General features: G+C 67.2%; 18 protein-coding genes and 1 tRNA gene. 5 read left to right on the top strand and 14 right to left on the bottom strand.

The features are described 5' to 3' along the window. The first annotated feature begins 1 nt into the window (after position 1). The 4 genes from MLE64_RS13420 (at position 2) to MLE64_RS13405 (ending at position 4,906) form a co-directional block, all read left to right on the top strand. Positions 2-2,380: a VIT and vWA domain-containing protein gene (locus tag MLE64_RS13420; RefSeq protein ID WP_243318372.1), complete on the top strand. Its 2,379-nt coding sequence runs from the start codon at positions 2-4 to the stop codon at positions 2,378-2,380. A 110-nt stretch (positions 2,381-2,490) separates the two neighbouring features. Continuing rightward, positions 2,491-3,183 (top strand): protein-L-isoaspartate(D-aspartate) O-methyltransferase, encoded by a 693-nt coding sequence (locus MLE64_RS13415; protein WP_243318370.1) that lies wholly within the window; start codon positions 2,491-2,493, stop codon positions 3,181-3,183. A 31-nt stretch (positions 3,184-3,214) separates the two neighbouring features. After that, positions 3,215-3,505 carry a Trp family transcriptional regulator gene (locus MLE64_RS13410; RefSeq protein WP_243286581.1) on the top strand — a complete coding sequence of 97 codons (291 nt, stop codon included), beginning with the start codon at positions 3,215-3,217 and terminating at the stop codon, positions 3,503-3,505. 27 nt (positions 3,506-3,532) lie between these two features. Then, complete coding sequence (locus MLE64_RS13405; RefSeq protein WP_243318369.1) at positions 3,533-4,906, top strand: TrpB-like pyridoxal phosphate-dependent enzyme; 1,374 nt, start codon at positions 3,533-3,535, stop codon at positions 4,904-4,906. A gap of 72 nt (positions 4,907-4,978) precedes the next feature. On the opposite strand, the gene adeC is transcribed toward MLE64_RS13405, so the two are convergent. The 14 genes from adeC to MLE64_RS13335 all read right to left on the bottom strand — a co-directional run bounded on the left by adeC (position 4,979) and on the right by MLE64_RS13335 (position 21,521). Beyond that, the gene (adeC, locus tag MLE64_RS13400; RefSeq protein WP_279343101.1) at positions 4,979-6,436 is read right to left on the bottom strand and encodes an AdeC/AdeK/OprM family multidrug efflux complex outer membrane factor; all 1,458 of its coding nucleotides are present in this window, start codon (positions 6,434-6,436) and stop codon (positions 4,979-4,981) included. Continuing rightward, positions 6,433-9,603 (bottom strand): efflux RND transporter permease subunit, encoded by a 3,171-nt coding sequence (locus MLE64_RS13395; protein ID WP_243318367.1) that lies wholly within the window; start codon positions 9,601-9,603, stop codon positions 6,433-6,435. Before MLE64_RS13395 ends, adeC begins: the two co-directional genes overlap by 4 nt. A gap of 12 nt (positions 9,604-9,615) precedes the next feature. Then, on the bottom strand, positions 9,616-10,782 hold the full coding sequence (locus MLE64_RS13390) for an efflux RND transporter periplasmic adaptor subunit (RefSeq protein ID WP_480031560.1): 1,167 nt from the start codon (positions 10,780-10,782) through the stop codon (positions 9,616-9,618). A 72-nt stretch (positions 10,783-10,854) separates the two neighbouring features. Then, a complete protein-coding gene (locus MLE64_RS13385; protein ID WP_243318362.1) occupies positions 10,855-11,514 on the bottom strand; it encodes a TetR/AcrR family transcriptional regulator in 660 nt (219 codons plus the stop codon). Between the two features lie 340 nt (positions 11,515-11,854). After that, positions 11,855-12,520, bottom strand: coding sequence for a TetR/AcrR family transcriptional regulator (locus MLE64_RS13380; protein WP_243318360.1), 666 nt, complete (start codon positions 12,518-12,520; stop codon positions 11,855-11,857). A 419-nt stretch (positions 12,521-12,939) separates the two neighbouring features. After that, positions 12,940-13,016, bottom strand: a tRNA-Pro gene (locus MLE64_RS13375). 35 nt (positions 13,017-13,051) lie between these two features. After that, a complete protein-coding gene (locus MLE64_RS13370; protein WP_243318358.1) occupies positions 13,052-13,453 on the bottom strand; it encodes a MerR family transcriptional regulator in 402 nt (133 codons plus the stop codon). A gap of 11 nt (positions 13,454-13,464) precedes the next feature. Next, positions 13,465-14,844 carry a sigma-54-dependent transcriptional regulator gene (locus MLE64_RS13365; RefSeq protein ID WP_243318356.1) on the bottom strand — a complete coding sequence of 460 codons (1,380 nt, stop codon included), beginning with the start codon at positions 14,842-14,844 and terminating at the stop codon, positions 13,465-13,467. A gap of 47 nt (positions 14,845-14,891) precedes the next feature. After that, positions 14,892-15,479: a molecular chaperone TorD family protein gene (locus tag MLE64_RS13360; protein ID WP_243318354.1), complete on the bottom strand. Its 588-nt coding sequence runs from the start codon at positions 15,477-15,479 to the stop codon at positions 14,892-14,894. A 150-nt stretch (positions 15,480-15,629) separates the two neighbouring features. Beyond that, the gene (gene nrfD, locus MLE64_RS13355) at positions 15,630-16,610 is read right to left on the bottom strand and encodes an NrfD/PsrC family molybdoenzyme membrane anchor subunit (RefSeq protein WP_243318352.1); all 981 of its coding nucleotides are present in this window, start codon (positions 16,608-16,610) and stop codon (positions 15,630-15,632) included. Between the two features lie 9 nt (positions 16,611-16,619). After that, positions 16,620-17,171 carry a 4Fe-4S dicluster domain-containing protein gene (locus MLE64_RS13350; RefSeq protein WP_243286571.1) on the bottom strand — a complete coding sequence of 184 codons (552 nt, stop codon included), beginning with the start codon at positions 17,169-17,171 and terminating at the stop codon, positions 16,620-16,622. 9 nt (positions 17,172-17,180) lie between these two features. After that, on the bottom strand, positions 17,181-19,367 hold the full coding sequence (locus MLE64_RS13345; RefSeq protein WP_243318351.1) for a molybdopterin-dependent oxidoreductase: 2,187 nt from the start codon (positions 19,365-19,367) through the stop codon (positions 17,181-17,183). An 80-nt stretch (positions 19,368-19,447) separates the two neighbouring features. Continuing rightward, entirely contained in the window at positions 19,448-21,136 is a 1,689-nt protein-coding gene (locus MLE64_RS13340) for a DUF3373 family protein (RefSeq protein WP_243318350.1), read from the bottom strand. Between the two features lie 64 nt (positions 21,137-21,200). Continuing rightward, positions 21,201-21,521, bottom strand: coding sequence for a c-type cytochrome (locus tag MLE64_RS13335; protein WP_243318349.1), 321 nt, complete (start codon positions 21,519-21,521; stop codon positions 21,201-21,203). A 286-nt stretch (positions 21,522-21,807) separates the two neighbouring features. On the opposite strand from MLE64_RS13335, the gene MLE64_RS13330 reads away from it, so the two are divergent. Further along, complete coding sequence (locus MLE64_RS13330) at positions 21,808-22,185, top strand: (2Fe-2S) ferredoxin domain-containing protein (protein ID WP_243318348.1); 378 nt, start codon at positions 21,808-21,810, stop codon at positions 22,183-22,185. Positions 22,186-22,216: the final 31 nt, after the last annotated feature.

Raw genomic sequence — 22,216 nt, 5'->3', positions numbered from 1 at the left:
CATGTCGCACCGCGCCACCGCCTTCATGCTCGCCTGCTGGACGGGGCTGACGCCCCTGGCCTGCGCCCGCAGCCGTCCCTTGAACCCCTCGGCCTTCCGCCCCGACCCCCAGGGCGAGGCTTCCGCGGACCGCACCCTCTCGCCCTACTTCTTCGTGAAGGGCGAGGATGCCGCCCTGGATCGGCTGCCTCTCAAATCCACCTCCGCCAAGGTGGCCATCGCGGGCGTCATCGCCGACGTGACGGTGACCCAGGTCTACCGCAACACCGGCACGAAGCCGCTGGAGGCCCTCTACGTGTTCCCGGGCTCCACGCGCTCGGCGGTCTACGGCATGACCATGCGCATCGGCGAGCGGTTGCTGAAGGCCCAGATCAAGGAGCGCGGGCAGGCCCGGGCGGACTACGAGCAGGCCAAGGCCCAGGGCCGCAGCGCCTCCCTGCTGGAGCAGCACCGGCCCAATGTCTTCCAGATGAACGTGGCGAACATCCTGCCCGGCGACGAGATCCGCGTGGAGCTGCGCTACACCGAGCTGCTGGCGCCCACGGACGGCACCTACAGCTTCGTCTATCCCACGGTGGTGGGCCCGCGCTACGCCGGCAAGGCGGGCACGGATTCGTCCACGGGCGAGCCCTGGGTGGCCAATCCCTATACCCACGCCGGCGAGAAGCCCGCCACCACCTTCGACCTGGAGGTGAAGCTGTCGGCGGGCCTGCCCATCCAGCGCATGGCCTGCGACACGCACAAGACGTCCATCGCTTACGACAGCAGGGCCGAGGCCACGCTGAAGCTCGATCCCAGCGAGGCCCACGGCGGCAACCGCGACGTCATCGTGAAGTACCAGCTGGCCGGAAACGCCGTGCAGTCGGGACTCCTGCTGGATCAAGGCCACCGTGAGGGCCGGGACGAGAACACCTTCCTGCTCATGGCCCAGCCGCCCAAGCGCGTGACGCCGAAGGATCTGCCGCCCCGCGAGTACGTCTTCATCATGGACGTCTCTGGAAGCCAGATGGGCTTTCCCATCGAAGTCTCCAAGGTGCTCATGAAGGAGATGATCCAGGGCCTGCGGCCCCAGGATCTCTTCAACGTGATGGTCTTCGAGGGCACCTCGGCCTTCTGGTCGCCCAAGGGGTCCCAGCACGCCACGCCCGAAGCCGCGGCGCAGGCGCTCGCCTTCGTGGGCTCCCAGCACGGCGGCGGAGGCACGGAGCTGGGCAGCGCGCTGCGCAAGGCCCTGGGCCTGCCCCGGGTGCCCGGCATCTCGCGCACCTTCGTGGTGTCCACGGACGGCTACATCAGCGCCGACGGCCAGGTCTTCGACCTCATCCGCAAGAACCTGGGCGCCGCGAACCTCTTCGCCTTCGGCATCGGCAGCTCCGTGAACCGCCACCTCATCGAGGGCATGGCTCACGCGGGGCAGGGCGAGGCCTTCGTCATCACCAGGCCCGAGCAGGCCGCGGCCGAGGCGGAGCGCTTCCGCGCCTATGTCTCGTCGCCGGTGCTCACGAATGTGAAGCTCACCACGAACGGGTTCCACATCCAGGACCTCGAACCCCTGCAGCTTCCTGATGTGCTGGCGGACCGGCCCGTCATCTGCCTGGGCAAGTGGACCGGCGAAGCCAAGGGCACGGTCACACTCTCGGGCATGACCGCGGCCGGACCCTGGAGCCAGACCTTCGAAGTGGGGAAGGTGAAGGACCGTGACCACGGCGCCCTGCGCCAGCTCTGGGCCCGCCAGCGCATCCAGGCCCTGTCGGACTACGACCAGTTCGGCGCGGACGAAGGCCGCAAGGCCGAGGTCACGCGGCTGGGCCTGGCCTACAACCTCCTCACGGCCTACACCTCCTTCGTGGCGGTGGACACTCAGGTGCGCAACGCGAACGGTACGTCCACCACCGTCACCCAGCCCCTGCCCCTGCCGGAAGGTGTGTCCGACGCGGCCGTGGGCAGCATGGGCGGCGTGGCCACCAAGACCATGGCCTACGCTCCGGCGCCGCGGATGATGTCCCTGGAGGCGCCCGCCGCCGCGGCGGCGGAAGTCGTGGCCCAGGATCAGGCCCGGCGCGAGCGGGCCAAGGGGGTCAAGGCCGCACCCCGGCTCCGCATCCTGGCCTTCTCGGGCCTCACGGGGACGTCGGATCCACGCTCTCTGCGGGGCGAACTGGAGGCCCGGCTGATGGATCCGGCCCTGGCGGCGGCCCTGGCCAGCCTTCCCTCCGCCACGGACCTGGAGCTCAAGGTGGACGCCTCCGGGCAGGTGACCGCCGTGACCTTCAGCCAGCCCTTCCCGGGGGCCGCGAAAGCCAAGGCCCTGATCCTGGCCTGGCGCCTGCGGAGCTGGACCGGCGGCCTGGCCGGGCAGCTCGAGCTCACCCTCGGCTGATATCAAACCTTCGACCTACGCGCATCCCGGGACTGCCCGGGATGCGCGCTGGCGCAGACCCCCGTACGGGATACCTTCGAACCATGCGATGGCATCTGGGAGTGACCTTGATGCTGACCCTCGGGGGCTGTGACCCGGAACCCGCCCGGCCCGCTGTTCCAGTGGCGGATGCGGCGCTCGCGCAGGCACGGATGCGCATGGTGCGCGAGCAGATCGTGGCCCGGGGCGTCGCCGATCCCCGGGTGCTCGAAGCCATGGGCCGGGTGCCCCGGCACGAATTCGTCCCGGCCGCCGTGCGCAGCCAGGCCTATGAGGACTGGCCTCTGGCCATCGGCTACGGCCAGACCATCTCCCAGCCCTACATCGTGGCCTTCATGACGGCGGCGCTGGCGCCGCGGCCCGGGGACCGGGTGCTGGAGATCGGCACGGGCTCGGGGTACCAGGCCGCCGTGCTGGCGGGCCTGGTGGCCGAGGTCTACACCATGGAGATCGTGGAGCCGCTGGCCCAGCGTGCCGAAGCCGACCTCAAGCGCCTCGGCTACGCCAATGTGAAGGTCCGTGCCGGGGATGGCCATCTCGGCTGGCCCGAGGCGGCGCCCTTCGACGCCATCATCGTCACCTGCGCGCCCGAAGACGTGCCCCAGCCGCTGGTGGACCAGCTCAAGGTGGGCGGCCGCATGATCATCCCCGTGGGTTCCCAGTGGGGGGCCCAGGAGCTGTACCTGCTGCGGAAGACGGCCACGGGGCTGAGGCGCCAGGGGGTGCTGCCGGTGCGGTTCGTGCCGATGGTGAAAGGCCATTGACGAGGCCGCCATCGTCTGATGAACTGTTTCTATGCATAGAAACAGTCTGGACCGTCTGCCGGAGCTGGCCTCGCTCTTCGACGAGGCGCGGGATCCGCGCCTCGTCGAGCAGTTCCTGCGGGAGATCCTCACGCCCTCGGAGATCCACGGCATCAGCTCCCGCTGGGAACTGGTGAAGCGGCTGGACGAAGGCGAAAGCCAGCGCGCCATCGCCGCGGAGCTCGGCCTGAGCCTATGCAAGATCACCCGGGGATCCCGGGAGCTGAAGAAACCCGGTTCGGCCCTGCGGGCCATGCTGGACCGCCACCGACGTCAGGGCTGAGTCCCGTTCCCGTTCAAGGAGCACCCCGTGTCAAGCCGCGCCATTCTTTCCGACCAGGACATCCCCCGCCAGTGGTACAACCTCGCGGCGGACCTGCCCCACGCGCCGCTGCCGCCTCTGGGACCGGACGGGCAGCCCGTGGCCCCGGAGGCCCTGGCGGCCGTGTTCCCCATGAACCTCATCGAGCAGGAGATGAGCCAGGAGCGCTGGATCAGCATCCCGGACGAGGTGCTGGAGATCCTGCTGCGCTACCGCCCCACGCCCCTGCACCGCGCCCGGGCCCTGGAGACGGCGCTAAAGACGCCCGCCCGGATCTACTACAAGAACGAGAGCGTGAGCCCCGCGGGCAGCCACAAGGTGAACACCGCCATCGCCCAGGCCTACTACAACAAGGTGGCCGGCATCCGCCGCATCACCTCCGAAACCGGCGCGGGCCAGTGGGGCAGCTCCATCGCCTTCGCCTGCGGCCAGTTCGGCCTGGAGTGCAAGGTCTACATGGTGCGCGTGAGCTTCGACCAGAAGCCCTTCCGCAAGATGATGATGCGCACCTGGGGCGCGGACTGCGTGGCCAGCCCCAGCCCCGAGACCGCGGCGGGGCGCGCCATCCTGGCGGAGGATCCCGACTGCCGCGGCTCGCTGGGCATCGCCATCAGCGAGGCCGTGGAGGCCGCCGTGACAGATCCCACGGGCCAGACGCGCTACACCCTGGGCAGCGTGCTCAATCATGTGCTGCTGCATCAGACCATCATCGGCCTGGAGGCCCAGAAGCAGCTCGCCGCCCTGGGCGAGAGGAAGGTCGACAAGGTCATCGGCTGTGTGGGCGGTGGCAGCAACTTCGCCGGTCTCAGCTTCCCCTTCGTGAAGGAGAAGATCGCGGGCGCGGACATCGACATCATCGCCGTGGAACCGGCTTCCTGCCCCACGCTCACCCGCGCGCCCTACGTGTACGACCACGGCGACGTGGCGAAGATGACGCCCCTGATGGCCATGCACAGCCTCGGCCACACCTTCATGCCGCCGGGCATCCACGCCGGCGGCCTGCGCTACCACGGCATGGCGCCCCTGGTGAGCCAGACGGTGGTGGAGGGCCTCACCCGGGCGGTGGCCATCCAGCAGCTGGAGTGCTTCGATGCCGCCGTGCGTTTCGCCCGCACCGAGGGCATCATCCCCGCGCCCGAATCCAGCCACGCCATCGCTCAGGCCATCCGCGAAGCTGAGCAGGCCCGCGAGGAGGGCAAGGAGCGGGTCATCCTCTTCAACCTCAGCGGCCACGGCCTCATGGACCTGAACGGCTACGCCGACTTCCTCGACGGCAAGCTCTCGGACCACGCCCTCTCCGACGCGGAGATGGCCCGCAGCCTGGCCTGCCTGGAGGGCCTGCCGCGGCCCGCGGCCTTCTGAGGACGCCTTCCGGCCAAGGCCCCCACGGTTCCCGGTCGGGTTCGTGGGGGCCTTGGGCTTGAGGCGAGCGCTTCAGGAGCCTGGCGTCGCGGGAGCCTTTGCGGGCGCGGGCCGGCCGGGGCGGTCCCAGCCGCCGCCCAGGACCTTGTAGAGGCTGACGAGGTTGCCGTACTTGGCTTGCCGGAGGGCGATGAGGCCCCGCTGCGCGGCGTAGTAGGACCGCTGGGCGTCCAGGACCCCCAGGTAGCCGTCGATGCCCGCGGTGTAGCGGGCCTGGGCGAGGCGGTAGGTGCCCTCCAGGGCCTGTGTGAGCGATTCCTGGGCCGCCAGCTGGTCGTCGAGGGTGCCCCGCTGGGCCAGGGCGTCGGCCACTTCCCGGAACGCCACCTGGATGGCCTTCTCGTACTGGGCCAGGGCGATGTCGCGGTCGGCGTTCGCCGCCTTGAGGTTGGCCCGCCGCGCGCCCGTGTCGAAGATCGGGAGGACGATCTGGGGCGAGAAGGTCCAGGCATCGGAGCCGGACTGGAACAGCCCGGAGAGCTGGCGGTCCATGGTGCCGACGTTCGTGGTGAGCGAGATCCGGGGGAAGAAGGCCGCCCGGGCCGCGCCGATGTTGGCGTTGGCGGCCTTGAGCTGGTTCTCGGCCATGAGGATGTCGGGCCGGCGGGCCAGCACCTCGGAGGGTAGGTCAGGGGCGACGTCGGCCAGGGCGGTCACGCTGCCCAGCGCGTCGGGCAGCCATTCCGCGGGCACCGACGAGCCCACCAAAAGCTGCAGGGCGTTCTGGTCCATGGCCACGGTGCGGGTGTACCGGGCCATGTCGCCCCGCGCGGTCTCCACACTCACCTGGGCGCGGTACGAGTCGATCTCGGAGACGACGCCCACGTCGAACTGCCGGCGGACGAGCCGGTAGGCCGCCTCCTGGTTCGCGAGGGTCTCCTGGGCGAGCTTCAGGCTCTCGCGATCCGCCGCGAGGGCGAGGTACACGTTGGCCACTTCCGCCAGCAGGGAGACCTGGGCGCTGTTGCGGGCCTGCTCCGTGGCGAGGTACTGCTCCAGGGCCCGGTTCTTCAGGCTCCGGACGCGCCCGAAGAAATCCAGCTCCCAGGCGCTGATGCCCACGTTGGCGGCGTACTGCTCGGCCACGATCCGCTGGCCGGTGCCCGAGACACTGGCGGGCAGCCGCTGGCGGTTCCCGTAGCCGACCGCGTTGACCGTGGGAAACAGCTCGGCCCGCTGGATCCGGTAGTAGGCCCGCGCCTTCTCGGTGTTCAGGGCCGCGATCCGGAGGTCCCGGTTGTTGCGCAGGGCGAGGTCGAGCACCTTCCGCAGCCGCTCATCCGCGAAGAAGGCCTGCCAGGGGAGGTCCGCGGCCGGCTGGCCTGACGAGGTGGCGCCCTTGTAGGCGGGGCCCTCCGGCCAGGCCTTCGGCACGGGCGGCTCCGGCGTCCGGTAGCGCGGGGCCATGGAGACGCACCCGGTCATGGCCAGGGCGAGGGGAAGCATGGACCAGGCTTTGGGCGACATCATGGCTGTCCCTCCTCGGAAACCGCGGCCTGCGCCGGGGCGGGCTCCTGGGCCTTCTTCCTGAACAGCTGGCTCACCAGGACGAAGGACAGGGGGATGTAGAAGATGGCGATGAAGGTGGCCGACAGCATGCCGCCCACCACGCCGGTTCCGATGGCGTTCTGGGCCGCCGCGCCGGCGCCCCGGGTGAGGGCCATGGGCAGCACGCCGAAGGTGAAGGCCAGGGAGGTCATCAGGATGGGCCGGAGCCGCAGGCGGGAGGCTTCCATGGCCGCCTCGAGGAGACCGGCGCCCTGGGCGATCTGCTCCTCGGCGAACTGCACGATGAGGATGGCGTTCTTGGCGGTGAGGCCCAGCGTGGTCAGCAGGCCGATCTGGAAATAGACATCGCTGGACATGCCGCGGGACCAGGTGGCCAGGACGGCGCCGAAGATGCCCAGGGGCAGGATCAGCAGGATCGAGAAGGGGATCGTCCAGCTCTCGTAGAGGGCCGCGAGGCACAGGAAGATCACCAGGATCGAGACCGCGTAGAGGGCGGGGGCCTGGGCGCCGGCCTGGCGCTCCTGGTAGGAGAGGCCCGTCCATTCGAAGCCGATGCCGGCGGGGAGCTTCTTGGCGAGCGATTCCATGGCCAGCATGGCGTCGCCGGTGCTCTTGCCCGCGGCGGGCTCACCCTGGATGTTCACGGACGGGAAGCTGTTGTAGCGCTGGAGGTTGGGGGATCCGTAGCTCCATTCCCCGGCGGAGAAGGCCGAGAACGGCACCATCGCACCGGCGGTGTTCCTGACGTAGAGCTTGTTCAGGTCCTCCAGCTGCATGCGGAAGGGCGCGTCGGCCTGCATGTAGACGCGCTTGACCCGGCCGCGGTTGATGAAGTCGTTCACGTAGGAACCGCCCCAGGCGCTGGCGAGGGTATCGCTGATGACCGGCAGGGGGACACCCAGCGCGCCGGCCCGGTCCTGGTTGAGCTTGACGTTGTACTCGGGCTGGTCGTCCAGCCCATTGGGGCGCACGGCCTTGAGGTTGGGATCCTGGGCCGTCAGGCCCAGCAGCTGGTTGCGGGCCTCCATGAGCTTGGCGTGGCCGACGCCCGCGCGATCCTGCAACTGGAAGTCGAAGCCCGTGGCGTTGCCGAGCTCCAGGATGGCGGGGGGGGCCACGGCGAAGACCATGGAGTCCCGGCGCGAGGAGAAGGTGCGCATGGCCCGGCGGATGACGGCCTCCGCCTTCAGCTCGGAGCGGTCCCGGAGGTGCCAGTCCTTGAGCTTGACGAAGGCCATGCCATTGTTCTGGCCGCGGCCGGCCACGCTGAACCCGCCCACGGTCAGGCAGGAGGCCACCGCCTCCTTCTCGTCGTCCTGGAAGTAGTGCTGGACCTCGGACATGACCTTCTGGGTCTGCTCCAGCGTGGATCCGGCGGGAAGCTGGACGAGGGTCATGATGATGCCCTGGTCCTCCTCCGGCAGGAAGGCGGTGGGCAGGCGCAGGAACAGCACGCCCATGCCGGCCACGATCACGCCGTAGATGACGACGTAGCGGCCCCATTTGGAGAGCACCCGCTCCAGCTGGCCCACGAAGATGTGGTTGAGCTGGTAGTAGACCCGGTCGAACCACAGGAAGAAGGGCCGGGTGACCTTCCACCCCTTTTCGGCGGCCTCGTGGCCCTTCTCGACGGGCTTGAGGAAGGTGACGCAGAGGGAGGGCGTGAGGACCAGGGCCACCACCACAGACAGCATCATGGCGGTGATGAGGGTGAAGGAGAACTGGCGGAAGATGATGCCCGTGGACCCGCCGAAGAAGGCCATGGGGCCGAACACGGCGGACAGTACTAGGCCGATGCCCACCAGGGCGCTGGTGATCTGGCCCATGGACTTCCGGGTGGCCGCCAGGGGAGACAGGCCCTCCTCGTGCATGATGCGCTCGACGTTCTCGACGACGACGATGGCGTCGTCCACCAGGAGGCCGATGGCCAGCACCATGGCGAACATCGTGAGCATGTTGATGGACATGCCCACGTACTGGAGGATGGCGAAGGTGCCCAGGAGCACCACGGGGACCGCGATGGTGGGGATCAAGGTGGCGCGGAAGTTCCCCAGGAAGAGCAGCATCACCAGGAAGACGAGGATCACGGCCTCGATGAGGGTCTTCACCACTTCGTTGATGGCCACGGACACGAAGGGGGTCGTCTCGTAGGGGTAGTCGACTTTCACGCCCGGCGGGAAATAGGGGGAGAGCTCGTTGAGCTTGGCCTTGATGAGCTTCGAGGTGTCCAGCGCGTTGGCGCCCGAGGCCAGGCGGATGAGCATGCCGGCGGCGGGCTGGCCGTCGAGCCGCGTGTCGCTCTCGTAGGATTCGGTGCCCAGCTCGGTGCGGGCCACGTCCCGCAGGCGGATGGTGGAGCCGTCGGGGTTGATGCGCAGGGGGATGGCCGCGAACTGCTCGGGCGTCTGGAGGAGCTCCTGCACGTTCACGGTCACGTTCAGGCGCTGGCCCTTGACGGCCGGCAGGCCGCCCGCCTGGCCGGCGGAGATCTGGGCGTTGTAGGCCTTCACGGCCTGCCGGATGTCGTCGGGGGCGATGTGGTAGCCCACCATCTTGTCGGGGTTCAGCCAGATGCGCATGGCGTACTGGGTGCCGAAGGACAGCACCTCGCCGACGCCCTCCACGCGGCTGATGACGTTCTCCACGTTCGAGGCCAGGTAGTCGCGCAGGTCCTCGGCGTTCATGCTGCCGTCCGTCGAGGTGATGGACAGGATCATGAAGATGTTCTTGGTGGATTTCGTGACCGCGATGCCCATCTGCTGCACGACCTGGGGCATCAGGGGCTTGGCCAGCTCCAGCTTGTTCTGGACCTTGGCCCAGGCGGCATCGGGATCGGTGCCGGGCTGGAAGGTGAGCGTGACGCTGCCGTGGCCCGCCGAGTCGCTGGAGGCGGACATGTAGAGCAGGCGGTCCAGGCCCGTCATCTTCTGCTCGATGATCTGGGTGACGGTGTTCTCCACGGTCTTCGCGGAGGCGCCGGGATAGAAGGCATCCACGGAGATGGAGGGCGGAGCCACGGGCGGGTACTGGGAGATGGGCAAGGTCTTGATGGCCAGGAGGCCCGCCAGCATCATGACGATGGCCACCACCCAGGCGAAGATCGGCCGGTCGATGAAGAAATTGACCATGGACGGCTCCTCTTACTTGCCAGCCGCGGGGGCGGTGGCCGATGTGGAGGTCGACGCGGGCACGACCTTCACGGCGCTGCCCGGGCGGATCTTCTGCAGGCCTTCCACGACCACGCGGTCCCCGGCGGCGAGTCCTTCAAGGACCAGCCACTTCGGGCCGATGGCGCGGTCCACCTTGAGGGTCCGCTGTTCGATCTTGTTGGACGGGTTCACCACCATGGCGATGGCGTTCCCCTTGGGATCGCGGGTGACGCCCTGCTGGGGCACCAGGATGGCCTGCTCGGCCACGCCCTCCTCGACGATGGCGCGCACGTACATGCCCGGCAGCAGGACATGGCGGGGGTTCGGGAAGACCATGCGCAGGAGCTGGGAGCCCGTGCTGGGATCCACGGTCACGTCCGAGAACTTCAGGATCCCCGTCTGGGGATAGGGCGTGCCGTCCTCCAGCAGCAGCTTCACGCGGGCGGAATCCGCGCTGCCCTTGATGCGGTTGGCGGCCAGGTTCCGCTGGATGCCGAGCAGGATGGCGCTGGACTGGGGCGAATCCACGTAGACCTGGTCCAGCTGCTGGATGGTGGTGAAGGCCGCGCCCTGGTAGGCCGCGGCCAGGGCGCCGGGCGTCACGCTGGACTTGCCCGTGCGCCCGGAGATCGGCGCGGTGATGCGGGTGTAGCCGAGGTTGATGCGGGCGGACTCGACGCCGGCCTTCAGGGACTGGACCTCGGCCTCGGACTGCTTGAGGGCGGCGGAGGCGTCATCGTAGTCCTGCTGGCCCACGGCGTGGACCGCGAGCAGTTCCTTGAACCGCTCGGCGCGCTTCCGGATGGCGGGCAGGTTGGCCTCGGCCCGGGCGAGTGCGGCGGCGGCCGTGTCGTAGGCGGCCTGGTAGGGCCTCGGGTCGATCTGGTAGAGCACGTCGCCCTGCTTCACGTCGGCCCCCTCGGTGAAGAGCCGCTGCTGGACGATGCCGTTCACCTGGGGATGGACCTCGGCCACGAGGAACGCGGACGTCCGTCCCGGCAGCTCGGAGGTGATCGCGACCTTTTCCGGCTGCAGGGTCACCACGGAGACCTCGGGCGTGGCCTTCGCCTGCTCCTTCTTGCCGCAACCGATGGTCAGCGCACCTGCCACCAGGGCGCCGGCGACGACGATCATTCCACCTCGATAGGGAGTCTGCATGGGAGTGCTCCAGGAAGGGCTGAGAAAAATCTGGTTGCCTGAGGGGGAATCAGGAACGGCGGATCGTCAGTATCAACGCTGACGGAGGCCGTGATAAGTGAAATCAGCCAGGCGGTCGGCCATGACCTCGAGGGTCAGCGAGGGGTCGGCCGACGTCCAGGCCAGGTGCTTGATCTCGTGCATCAGCGTCTGGTGGATGCAGCTGCCATGGAGGGCGATGCCCCAGAAGTCGATCTCCTCGGGGGACAGGTCGGGGCGGATGGCGCGGAGGCAGGCCCGGGCTTCGCGGACGTAGGGCTCCATGCGCGCCTGGAGGAGGTCCTTGACCTCGTGCCGGGGGGCCTGCAGCTCGTTCATCCACAGGCGGCAGGCCGGTTCCCGCAGCGGATCCGAGGTGTCGAAGTGGGCGTCCACGTCGTGGAGGACCCTCTGGATGTGGGCGCGGAGCCGTGCCCGCCCATCCCGGGGGTCCACCGTGGCTGGATCCGCGTCCTGGGGCCCCCCGTCGCCCGTCTTGGCGGCGAAGTGGGCCAGCACATAGCGGAAGACCTCCCGGTACAGGCCCTCCTTGCTCTTGAAGTAGTAGGAGATGAGCGAGGAGTTCTTTCCGGCCATGGAGGCCACGAGCCGGATGGAGGTGGCTTCGTAGCCGTACTTGGCGAAGCAGGCCAGGGCCGCCTCGATCAGGGCATCGCGGGTGTCGGGGGATGGGGTGGCATCGGAGGGGCACATGCGGCATTTACCCTTAGTCGTTCGACCGACCAATAGAATCAACCGATTGATCAATTTTGGCAAGTCCGATTTTTAAAAACGTTCAATTCAATAAATAAATATATTTGTAAATTAAAATAAAATTGCATGGTATTGATAAATGCAATAATGAATGTTGATCAATCGTACTGCTAAATCGAATGATGGCCTGAACTACCTCTACCTACCAGCCAGCCAGCCTGCGTGGCTGGCCGGAGATCCGCTTTCCATCGGAACCGGAACAGCCTCGGTATGGCGAAGGTCGACACGGCCTGTCCAGGAAAGCGCGGATGGCACCCCGGACGCCGGGTGCGGCGCTTCATCACCCTTCGCGGGAGATCGTGAGGCTGGTCCCCAGGCCGTGCAGACAGAAATCCACCAGCAGCTCCGCCTCCTGGAAGTGGCTGCCGAAGGGTGGGTACTCGCCCCACAGCACCTTGTTGAGGCCCGACATCGTCCCGTGGCCGGCCACCTGGCCCATGATCGTGGCGCCGAGGAAGGCCACCTGCGCGGCGTTCAGCTCGGGGCGGAGCACCTGGATGCAGTCTCGGATCAGGTTGGTGGCGGGGCCCAGGTACTGCTGGATGAGCGGACGGAGGCTGGCTCGGGGGGAGCGGAACTCCCGCAGCCAGAGGCGGGCCCGATGGTCCTGGAGAGGCCTGGCCGCGACCGCATCCGGAGCCGCCTGCTGATACATGAAGTGGATCTGCTCCCGCAGCAGGCGGATGGCCGCCTGCGGGTCCCGCTGCTCCAGGCCCGAGGACAGCGCGGGATTCGGGAGCTGCGGCGCGGAGGTTTCGAAGATGTGCTTGAACACCTCCAGGTACAGCCCCTCCTTGTTCCCGAAGTGATGGGAAAGGAGCGAAAGGGGCCGGCCCGCCTTCTCCGCGATCATCCGCATGCTCGTGCCGTCGAATCCGTGGTCGGCGAAGCACACCAGGGCAGCCTGGAGCAGCGATGTGCGCGTGTCTGAGGTTTTGGGTTCCATACCGGTCCCCAGGATATCCCCAGTTGGATTCGAACTGCGTCTGGCTGCGGCGGACCCGCTCCGGCGTGCGCACGGGCTGTCTCCGCGATCCCACTCGGAGGTGGGCCTTGCTCCGTATTTGAGATCGACCCATCGGGGCGAGATTCGAACTGCGCCTGGCTGCGCCAGTCGCCGGTCCCGCTTCGGCGTGCCATCAAGGCACGCCTCGGGCGGTCCCACACGGAGGTGGGCCGTGCTCCGTTGTTGGGATCGACCCATCGGGGCGGGATTCGAACTGCGCCTGGCTGCGCCAGTCGCCGGTCTCGCTCCGGCGCCACATCTAGTGGCGCCTCCACGATCCCACTCGGAGGTTCGAACCCACGCGCCCCGACGGGACAAAACACCAGAAGGGCCCTCTTTCGAGGGCCCCTCTGGTGTTTTGGTCGGCGCGAGAGGATTCGAACCTCCGACCCCTACCACCCCAAGGTAGTGCGCTACCAGGCTGCGCCACGCGCCGTGAATCATTGACTCTAGACCGGGTGGGGCCTCAGGTCAAGGTTTGACTGGATGGGACAGCCGTTCGTGCAGGGCGCGCACGGACTTGAGGATGGGCTGGAGGTCGGAGCTGGTCCGCAGAAGCCGGGGGATGGTGGGCTTGGGCCTCACGGCGGGGGCTGCGGGAAGCTCCTCTGCGTCGAGGCCGAGGTCGAGGCGCTGCACGAGGTGGCCGTGGGCCAGCAACTCGGCGCAGTCAGCCACGGTGAGGCCTTCGGCCAGCCAGGCCTTGATGCGCCTCAGGCGGGGCAGCTCGTCCACGTGGTAGTAGCGGAGGTTGCCCTTGCTGCGGCGGGGCTTGATGTCGGGGATGACGTCTTCCCAGTAGCGCAGGTCCTTGGGGCCGACGCCGATGAGTAGGGCGGCTTCACCGATCTTGAACCACTTCTTGTCCGCCATCGGGACCCTGCCTAGCTCTCCCTGGGCTCGATGCCCAGGGCCTTGAGGCGCTTGTACAGGTTGGAGCGATCCACGCCCACGCGCTCGGCCACGCGGGTCATGTTGCCGCTCTGGAGCTTCATCTCCCGCTGCAGGTACTGGGCCTCGAACCAGTCGCGGGCCTCCCTGAGGCTGGGGAACTCGGGGAAGGAGAAGGGATCGGTCTCGGCCAGATGCCGGGCGGCCAGGGCACCCAGGTCGCGGGGGCCGATCTCGGCGCCGCGGCCCAGGATGACGGCGCGCTCCATGAGGTTCTTCAGCTCGCGGACGTTGCCGGGCCAGTCGTGGCGCAGCAGGGTGTCCTTGGCCTCGGGGCCCAGGTGCCGGGGCGGGCGCCCATACTGGCGGCCGATGCGGCTGATGAAGGCTTCCGCCAGCGGCAGGATGTCCTCGGGGCGCTCGCGCAGGGGCGGGATGCGCAGGGGCACCACGGCCAGCCGGAAGTAGAGGTCCTCGCGGAAGCGGCCCTTGGTGATCTCACCGGCCAGGTCCTTGTTGGTGGCGGCGATGACGCGCACATCCACGCCCACGGCGCCGCCGCCGCCCACGGGCTCCACGCGGCCCTCCTGGAGGGCGCGCAGGACCTTGGCCTGGGTCTTGAGCGACATGTCGCCGACCTCGTCGAGGAACAGCGTGCCGCCGTCGGCCTCGCGAAACTTGCCCTTCTGGTCACGGACGGCGCCCGTGAAGGCGCCCTTCTGGTGGCCGAACAGCTCGCTCTCGATGAGCTCCTCGGGGATGGCCGCGCAGTTCACCTCCACGAAGGGGGCCTCTTTGCGGGCGCTCTGCTGGTGGATGAGGCGGGCCACCTCCTCCTTGCCGCTGCCGTTCTCGCCCGTGAGCAGCACGCGGCCCTCCGTGGGCGCCACCAGGGCCACGTCGGCCATGAGGCGCTTCATGGCGGGGCTGTCCGCCAGGAAGAAGCGCCCGCCCTCGACCGCGGCATGCAGCCGCTGGTTCTCCTGCTCCAGCCGGGACTGCCGCAGGGCATTGCCGGTCACCAGCAGGAGGCGGTCCAGGTCGATGGGCTTCTCGAGGAAGTCGAAGGCGCCCAGCTTGGTGGCCTGGAGGGCCGTGTCGATGCTGGCGTGGCCGGAGATCATTACCACGGGCAGGTCGGGGCGGATCTGCTTGGCCTGCTTCAGGGTCTCCAGGCCGTCCTGGCCCGGCAGCCAGACATCGAGCAGCATGAGCTGGATGCCCTCGCCATCCGGGTTGTGGAGCAGGTCGATGGCCTGCTCGCCCCGCTCGGCCTTCACCACGTGGTAGCCCTCGTCCTTGAGGGCTTCGCCCAGGGACCGCCGGATGCCCGGCTCGTCATCCACCAGGAGGATGGTCGTGGGGACAGTCATGGCTCCATGCTGGACGCGGGGCAAGCCTTTGTCCAGCAGGGGGTTGCCTAGATTTCCGCCAGTGCCTTCCCGGTTTCAGGCAGCAGGGCCGCGGCCAATTCCGAAGCGGCCAGGTAGTACGGATGGGCCTGCACCTGGGGCAGCTGCTCGGCCACCACCGCCGTGAAGGGGCGCAGGTGCTCCTGAATCAGGCGCTGGGCCAGTTCCACGTACCGGTCGCGCTCCGCCAGGTCGCCTTCGATCACCTGGGCCAGGAGGTAGCTGAGGCAGGAAAGCTCCAGGCCCAGGTGGTCGGGTGGGATGCCGAGATCCTCCTGGAGGCTGATGTCGGCCTCGTCATAGATGGCCTTGAGGGGCTCCAGCACCTCGGGGGCCATGTGGTGGCCCCGGGCCTGGACGGACTCGAAGAGGTGGACCGTATCCGTGTCCTTGGCGTGGAGGAAGAGCCGGGCGTATTCCACGGGCTGGTCCTGGGCGGAGAGGACGGAAGACGCCATCCGGCCCAGGGGCGAGGCCAGGGAGGGGCTGGCGCAGCCGTCCAGCAGCTGCTGCAGTCCCTCCTTGAGGTCGGCGTCGGGCTCCAGGAAGGCTTCGGCGAGGATCTGGGCGAGGTCCGCCAGGAGCGCGAGCGACATGTCGAGGTTCCTCCTGAAGCACGCAGAATCAGCGGGTAGAAAGATTTACCACCAAGACACCAAGGCACCAAGAAGGACGAAGGTAATGGCAGTTCTTGGTGTCTTGGCGGCTTGGTGGTGATCAGTTGCTTTGAACGCAGTAGCCGTGCCTCAGCGCAGCAGCCCCATCCGATGGAAGCTGCTCACTTGGCCAGCGTAGACGAAGATGTACCGGAGCAGGAAGCCTCCGAAGAGCACGAGGCCCGCGGCGGTCAGGGCCATGCGGCGGCTGCCGTGGAACTCGCGGCCCTTGAAGATGCTGGGGAAGAGCTCGTAGACCTCGATGGCCAGGGGCACCAACAGACCCAGGAAGAGGAAGAACACCCAGAAGACCACGGTGTAGGGGCCGCCCAGGATGAGGGTCAGGGCGTCCTTCACGGCCTGGGAGGAGAGCTGCCCGTGGATGATGTAGGGCAGGATGATGAACAGCTCCAGGGAGATGAACACCACGTCCAGGGTCACCAGGAACTTGGTCTCGTGCTTCTCGACGGGGTTCTTCCGGTCCAGCAGCATGGCGAGCAGCAGGGCCGCGGAGCCGCTGGAGAGGGCGGAGAACAGGAACATCTGGGCCACCAGGTTGGTGTTCCAGAACGGCCGGGCCGAGACGGCTCCCAGCAGTACGCCGGTGTAGATGCCCACGCCGATGGAGAAGGGGAAGCCCACCATAGCGATCTTCTCGCGCCAGGAGGAGATGTCCACGTTCAGGCGGTGCACCTGCTTCCAGGTCGCGGGGATCTTGCTGAAGATCCACTTGCGCTCATCCTCCTTAAGCCAGGCGAAGAGGTAGACGAAGGCGATGAGGGTGAAGATGGTCAGCAGGTAGGAGCCGATGGACATCGGGCTCTGCCAGCGGAAGTGCAGGAACAGCTTGTAGAAGCGGTACCAGTTCCCCAGGTCGAGGATGAGCAAGCCGGAGCCGATGGCCACGGGCCAGGGGGCCAGCAGGGCGCCCATGCGGGCGACCTTGGCGTAGACGGGCTTGTCGTCGACGGTCAGGTAGTTCGCCAGGCCCGCGGCGAAGAAGAGCCCCGCGGAAAGGCCACCCAGGAACAGGTAGACGACAATGAGGAGACCCCAATTGAACTCGTGCATGGCTTCCTCCTAGAGCAGGTAATAGAGTTGGGGGCCGTTGCCCGTCTGGGGTTCCTTCACGCGATAGCGTCGCGTGGAGAGCAGCTCGTGGATCCGGGCGGTGGGATCCTCCAGGTCGCCGAAGACGCGCACCTTGGAGGGGCAGGTCTCGACGCAGGCCGGGATGTCGCCCTTGTCCACGCGGTGGCTGCAGAAGGTGCACTTGTCCACCACGCCCTCCTCCTCGTTGAAGTAGCGGGCGTCGTAGGGGCAGGCGACCATGCAGTAGCGGCAGCCGATGCATTCGTCGTAGTTCACGAGGACGATGCCGTCCTTGCGCTGCCAGGAGGCCCCGGTGGGGCACACGCGGACGCAGGAGGGATCCGCGCAGTGATGGCACTGCTCGGGCTCGAAGTTGATGCTCAGCTTGGGGTACTCGCCCTTCCGCTCCTCGTTGATGCGGTTCCGGAAGTTCCCCACGGGGACCTTGTTTTCGGCCTTGCAGGCGACGACGCAGGCCTTGCAGTTGATGCATTTCCTGGAGTCGATGACCAGGGCGTAGCGCTTCTTCTTGATGGCCATGGCTCGCTCCTACGCGTTCGCGACTTTGACGAAGGTTTCGTGGAAGGCCGCGTTCCCGGAGACCTTGTCCCAGGCGGTTTCGAGGATCACGGCATCGCTGGCGCCCACGTTGTAGACGAGGCTCTGCATCTTCGACTTCTTGCCGAAGCCGTGGAGCATGAACACGCAGTCCGGGCGGATCTCCTCGGTGACGCGGGCCTTGAGCTTCACGCTGCCCACGCTGCTACTGACGTTCACGTAGGCCCCGTCCCGGATGCCCAGGCGTTCCGCCGGCTTCGGGTTGATCCAGAGGTCGTTCTCCTTCACGAACTCGTGCAGCCAGACGTTGTTGGACTGGTTGGCGTGGGTGAAGTAGCCCACGCGGCCCAGGATGAGCCGGAACTGGTCGTTCCGGGGCTGGGGCTGTGCCGTGTAGACGGGCAGCGGGTCGTGGCCGGCCTCCTGGAGGCGCTCCGAGAAGAGCTCGATCTTGCCGGTCTTGGTGACGAAGCGGTGGTCCGAGTTCAGGGTCTTCCCATAGCTGGGCTGGCCGCTGGCGGCCCAGACACCGTGCTTCTTCATGTGCTCGGCGGCCATGGGGATGGGCAGGTCCTTGAACTCCGCCTCGACCCACTGGTCGATGGTGTAGTCGAAGTAGTCGCTGAGGCCCAGGCGCTTGGCGATACCCTGGACGATCTCCAGGTTCGGCTTGGTGTCGTGGATGGGCTTCACCACCTGCTGCCGGAAGACCACGGCGGGCCAGATGCCCGGCATCACCTCCACGGGGTCCGTGCGCTCCAGGTAGGCGCTCTCGGGGAAGACCACGTCCGCATACCAGGCCATGTCGCTCATCTGGACGTCGATGACGCCGATGAAGTCCATCTGGTCGATCATCTTCATCGTCTTGGCCTGGTCGGGCAGGGAGTTCATGGGGTCCTGCTTGTAGACCATCCAGCCCTTCACGGGGTAAGGCTTCCCGCTGAGCACGTTCTCGCGGAGCTTGAGGTAGACACCGTCGCCCTTGGCGGCGAGGGGGAAGGCGGTCTCGATCTCGTCTACCCGGGGGGCCTTGGGCTCGTCCCAGGGCATGAACAAGAACTCGCCCTTCGGCAGCTTGGCGTTGGGCACCATGCCGCCCATCTGGTCCCAGTTGCCCACGATGGCGTTGAGGATGGCCTGGGCGCGGCGCATCTGGAAGTCGTTCTGGTACCACGAGGACCGGCGGCCCGCGTAGTAGAGGGCCCGGGCGCCGGCATCGGCGAACTCGCGGGCGATGCGGACGATGTCCGCGGCGGGGATCTCCGTCTCCTTCTCAGCCCACTCCGGCGTGTACTGCTTCACGTGCTCGGCGAGCTGGTCGAAGCCGGTGGTGTAGGTGGCGACGAAGTCCTTGCTGTGGCGGCCCTCCTTGATGATCACGTGGATCATGGCCAGGATGAAGGCGAGGTCGCTGCCGGGCTTGATGGGGTACCACTCGTCGGCCTTGGCGGCCGTCACGGTGAAGCGGGGATCGAGGTAGACCAGCTTGGCCTTGCGCTCCATCACCCCGCCGATGAGGTCCATGGTGTCGGGCGTGATGATGCTCTCGAAGCGGTTGGCGCCGGACATGATGACGAACTTGCTGTTCAGCAGGTCGAAGCTGGGGACAGTGCCGAAAGTGGCGCTGTAGGCCAGGTTCACCGAGGCGAGGCACAGCGTCGGGTGGCGCACGAGGTTGGGAGAGCCGAAGGCCAGGCCCAGGTTCTTGAAGAAGACCTCCTGGAAGCCCTCGGTGGAGGACCAGAGGGTGCCCTGCGGGCCGTACTTGTCCTTCACCTCGGACAGCTTCTTGGCCGCGAAGTCGAAGGCCTCGTCCCAGCTCACGGGCTTCCACTTGCCCTCGCCGCGGGCGCCCACGCGGATCATGGGCTGCTTGATGCGGTCGGGGTCGTAGACCTGCTTGATGGCCGCATTGCCGCGCGCGCACAGCATGTCACGGGATTTGGGGTTCTCGGGGTTGGGGTTCAGCTTCTTGACGAAGCCGCCCTCGACCACGGCGATGGCCGAACACTTGTTCGGGCACAGTTCGCAGGTCGTCGGGATCTCCTTCGTTTCTGCGGCGGAGCTGCGCCCCTTCTTGAAGTATCTGAGGCATCCCACCTGTGTGGCGGCGACGGCCCCCGCGGTGGCGCCCGCGCTTTTCAGGAACAGCCGGCGATCCATGCGAATCGTTCCCATCGTGGTCTCCCTGGTGATGCGAGGAAGGGTGGTGGAGGAAGGGCCGGGGAGTCGCCTCCCCGGCCCGGGTGGTTCAGGTGCTAGAAATGCACTTCGATGGAGGCGTAGAGGTTCTTGACCGTCTCCGGGTAGGCGTACTGGAGCATGGGGTTGTTGCCCAGGTTCATGGCGGACACCCAGTCCTGGCCGGGCTGCACGGAGGGGCCGATCTGCCAGCCGCTCATCGCAGTGGTGTACTTGTAGTCGATGTAGCCCAGGCGGAGGGCGGCGTTGTGGGCGAACCGCCACTGGATGTAGCCTTCCCACACGTCGCCGCGGGCGCCGAGCTTGTCGGTGTACTCGCCGGTGGCGGGGGTGTAGGTCCACCAGCGCGGGGAGCCGTGGTTGAACTCCACGCCCACGCCGAAGGTCGGGGTGGGGTCATAGCGCACGCCGGCGTAATAGGCCGTGGCGGTCTGGCTGTTGACCGGGTCGCCCATCAGGCCGCCGAAGCCGGACAGCTGCACGGTGTTGCCGCCCATGGAGGCCGGCATGGTCCAGTAGGCGCCGTACTGCGAAACCTGGCCGTTCGGGTGGCTCTTGAGATATCCGCCGCTCACGAAGTAGGTGAAGGTGTCACCGATCTTGTGCTTCCAGGTGGCCGTGAACTGATCCATGTCGCCGAGGTTGGCCGTGGCGGTGACGTACTGGGTCGAAGGCGTCTGGCCGGGGATCGGGAAGTTGATGGTGTTCCCGAAGGGGATGTCGGTCATGTTGCCCATGCGGTTGTAGCCCAGGTACAGGTTCGCGCTCTGGACCGAGTCCCCGATCTGGAAGAGCAGGGGCATGTCGAACATGGCGCCCAGCACCGTGGTGTCCTTCAGAGGCCCGATGTTGCCCACCACCGGCGTGATGGCCGAGGGGTTCGTCCCGTTGAAGTTGGTGAAGTTCATGCCCACGATGGTCTGGTTGGACTTGACGTTGCCGCCGCCGCCGAACCCGCTCTCGTAGCCCACGCCGTAGCAGAATCCCAGCAGGGTGCCTTCAGGGAAGCCGATCTTTTCGAGCTGGAACTTCCAACCGATGCCGTCGATGGTGGCGTTCACGGCCAGGGCCTGCGGGGTGGCCTGACGCTCGCCGCCCTCGCGGACTTCGAACGGCGGGCCATCGGAGGTGTTCTGACGACCGATGGACAGGATGCTGGCGACCGAGTTGAAGTGGTAGACCAGGCTGGCCCGCTCCACCCGCAGCGCGTCCGTAGCGGGCGTCTGGCCGGTGGTGAAGGACGTGGCGATGGTGTTGGGCGTGCCGTTGAAGGTGGGCACGTCGGCGCCGCCATGGACCTTGTACATCACGAGGCGGCCCATGATCTTGGCGTTCTCGTTGATGGTGATGCCCATGTTCAGGCGGAGTCGGGTGGACCACTGGACGGAGTTGGTCCAATCCTGCGCACCCACCGGCTGGGCGATGGGCGCGAAGGGGTACGGATTGGAGGCGCTGGGGGTGTTCTGCATGAACCCCATGAACTGGGTGTAGGGCTTGAAGTGCTGCTGCGTGCTGTCGAAGCGGGTGCGGAGTTCTCCGCCCCACTGGATGTTGTCGCCGGCGACCTTGGTCTCGACCTTGGTCAGGCGGGTGTCCACTTCCTGGGCGGCGGCGGCCTTCTCTTCGACGGCCTTCAACTGGACCTTCAACTGCTCGATCTGCTTCTGCAGGTCCTGGGCGGACTGGGCGCTGAGGGCCGCGGGCGCCAGCATGGCGACCAGGGCGAGCGCGATTCTGGAGTTCATGGTGTGTGTCTCCGGGGTGGGGGGTTGAGAGGTAGGGGTCTGAGGAACGCTGGATGGACGGGGATCAGCCGCCGCAGGTTTCGGGCTGGGGGGAATCCGAGGCGTGGTTCACGAGGAAGGTCTGGATGTCCTTGACCTGCTCGGGCTTCACGACGGAGTCGATCTTCTCGGCGCCCTTCTTGTGCTTGCCGGCGGCGAAGTAGGCCTTCCACTGGGCCTGGGTCTTGGAGAGGGGGGTGATCTCCTTGGCGGCGCTGCCGGGGGTGTGGCAGGACTTGCAGGTCTTCTTGAAGAAGAATTTGCCCTTGGTGTCGCTGCCGCCCTGAGCGGCGAGGGGCACCGTGAGCGCCGCGAACACGGCGAGGAGCTTCAGGGTGTTCCGCATGGAGCACGTCCTTTCTGGAGTGGGTGAGGAAGGGATGGCGCCTGGCCAGGCAGGCCGAAGGCACCGGATCCCGGGGATCCTGTGGGAGCTTGCTACGGGCGCGGATGGGAGCGCCGCTGAATAGAGGATGAACGGGTGATTAACGAGGTCAAGTCGTACGTGACTATGGTCACCAATAATTAAATAACCACTAAGTAATTTGATTCGAAACCTTCGATTGGCATGGATCTGGAACCTGGCCATTGAAGCTGGAATGGACTGTTATCTTGAGGGTTGCGAGGCCCCCATGGATGCATCCCGTCCCCTCCCCACCCCCGAGCAGGACGCCGCCGTGACCCCGGTGATGGGGCCCGCATTGAAGCGGCAGGTGCTGGTCTGTACCGGCAAGAGCTGTACGGCCAATGGTTCCGAGGCGGTCCTGGAGGCTTTCAAGGCCCACCTGATTGAGGAGAACCTGCTGTTCTACAAGGGCAACCGGGAAGGCGAGGTGCAGTGCATCCACTGCGGCTCCGTGGGCTTCTGCGCCATCGGCCCGGCGGTGCTCGTGTATCCGGACGGCATCTGGTACGCCCACGTCACGCCCGCCGAGGTGCCCGAGATCATCGAGAGCCACCTCAAGGGCGGCGTGCCCGTGGAGCGCCTGGTGCGCAAGCGCCTGGGCTGAGCGTTTTCGCGGTCACCAGCCCCTAGCCTTA

It is taken from the genome of Geothrix paludis (genome assembly GCF_022808815.1).
GTDB classification, from domain to species: Bacteria; Acidobacteriota; Holophagae; order Holophagales; family Holophagaceae; genus Geothrix; species Geothrix paludis.
This window is presented reverse-complemented; position numbering and strand designations above follow the sequence as displayed.

What these genes read in the sequence shown, in the direction of transcription:
- MLE64_RS13385 (WP_243318362.1), bottom strand. Translation starts at nt 11,514, where the DNA reads ATGTGCCCCTCCGATGCCACCCCATCCCCCGACACCCGCGATGCCCTG.
- MLE64_RS13380 (WP_243318360.1), bottom strand. Translation starts at nt 12,520, where the DNA reads ATGGAACCCAAAACCTCAGACACGCGCACATCGCTGCTCCAGGCTGCC.
- MLE64_RS13340 (WP_243318350.1), bottom strand. Translation starts at nt 21,136, where the DNA reads ATGAACTCCAGAATCGCGCTCGCCCTGGTCGCCATGCTGGCGCCCGCG.
- MLE64_RS13330 (WP_243318348.1), top strand. Translation starts at nt 21,808, where the DNA reads ATGGATGCATCCCGTCCCCTCCCCACCCCCGAGCAGGACGCCGCCGTG.
- MLE64_RS13370 (WP_243318358.1), bottom strand. Translation starts at nt 13,453, where the DNA reads ATGGCGGACAAGAAGTGGTTCAAGATCGGTGAAGCCGCCCTACTCATC.
- MLE64_RS13410 (WP_243286581.1), top strand. Translation starts at nt 3,215, where the DNA reads ATGCATAGAAACAGTCTGGACCGTCTGCCGGAGCTGGCCTCGCTCTTC.
- MLE64_RS13390 (WP_480031560.1), bottom strand. Translation starts at nt 10,782, where the DNA reads ATGCAGACTCCCTATCGAGGTGGAATGATCGTCGTCGCCGGCGCCCTG.
- MLE64_RS13365 (WP_243318356.1), bottom strand. Translation starts at nt 14,844, where the DNA reads ATGACTGTCCCCACGACCATCCTCCTGGTGGATGACGAGCCGGGCATC.
- MLE64_RS13420 (WP_243318372.1), top strand. Translation starts at nt 2, where the DNA reads ATGTCGCACCGCGCCACCGCCTTCATGCTCGCCTGCTGGACGGGGCTG.
- adeC (WP_279343101.1), bottom strand. Translation starts at nt 6,436, where the DNA reads ATGATGTCGCCCAAAGCCTGGTCCATGCTTCCCCTCGCCCTGGCCATG.
- MLE64_RS13335 (WP_243318349.1), bottom strand. Translation starts at nt 21,521, where the DNA reads ATGCGGAACACCCTGAAGCTCCTCGCCGTGTTCGCGGCGCTCACGGTG.
- MLE64_RS13350 (WP_243286571.1), bottom strand. Translation starts at nt 17,171, where the DNA reads ATGGCCATCAAGAAGAAGCGCTACGCCCTGGTCATCGACTCCAGGAAA.
- nrfD (WP_243318352.1), bottom strand. Translation starts at nt 16,610, where the DNA reads ATGCACGAGTTCAATTGGGGTCTCCTCATTGTCGTCTACCTGTTCCTG.
- MLE64_RS13360 (WP_243318354.1), bottom strand. Translation starts at nt 15,479, where the DNA reads ATGTCGCTCGCGCTCCTGGCGGACCTCGCCCAGATCCTCGCCGAAGCC.
- MLE64_RS13395 (WP_243318367.1), bottom strand. Translation starts at nt 9,603, where the DNA reads ATGGTCAATTTCTTCATCGACCGGCCGATCTTCGCCTGGGTGGTGGCC.
- MLE64_RS13415 (WP_243318370.1), top strand. Translation starts at nt 2,491, where the DNA reads ATGCTGACCCTCGGGGGCTGTGACCCGGAACCCGCCCGGCCCGCTGTT.
- MLE64_RS13345 (WP_243318351.1), bottom strand. Translation starts at nt 19,367, where the DNA reads ATGGGAACGATTCGCATGGATCGCCGGCTGTTCCTGAAAAGCGCGGGC.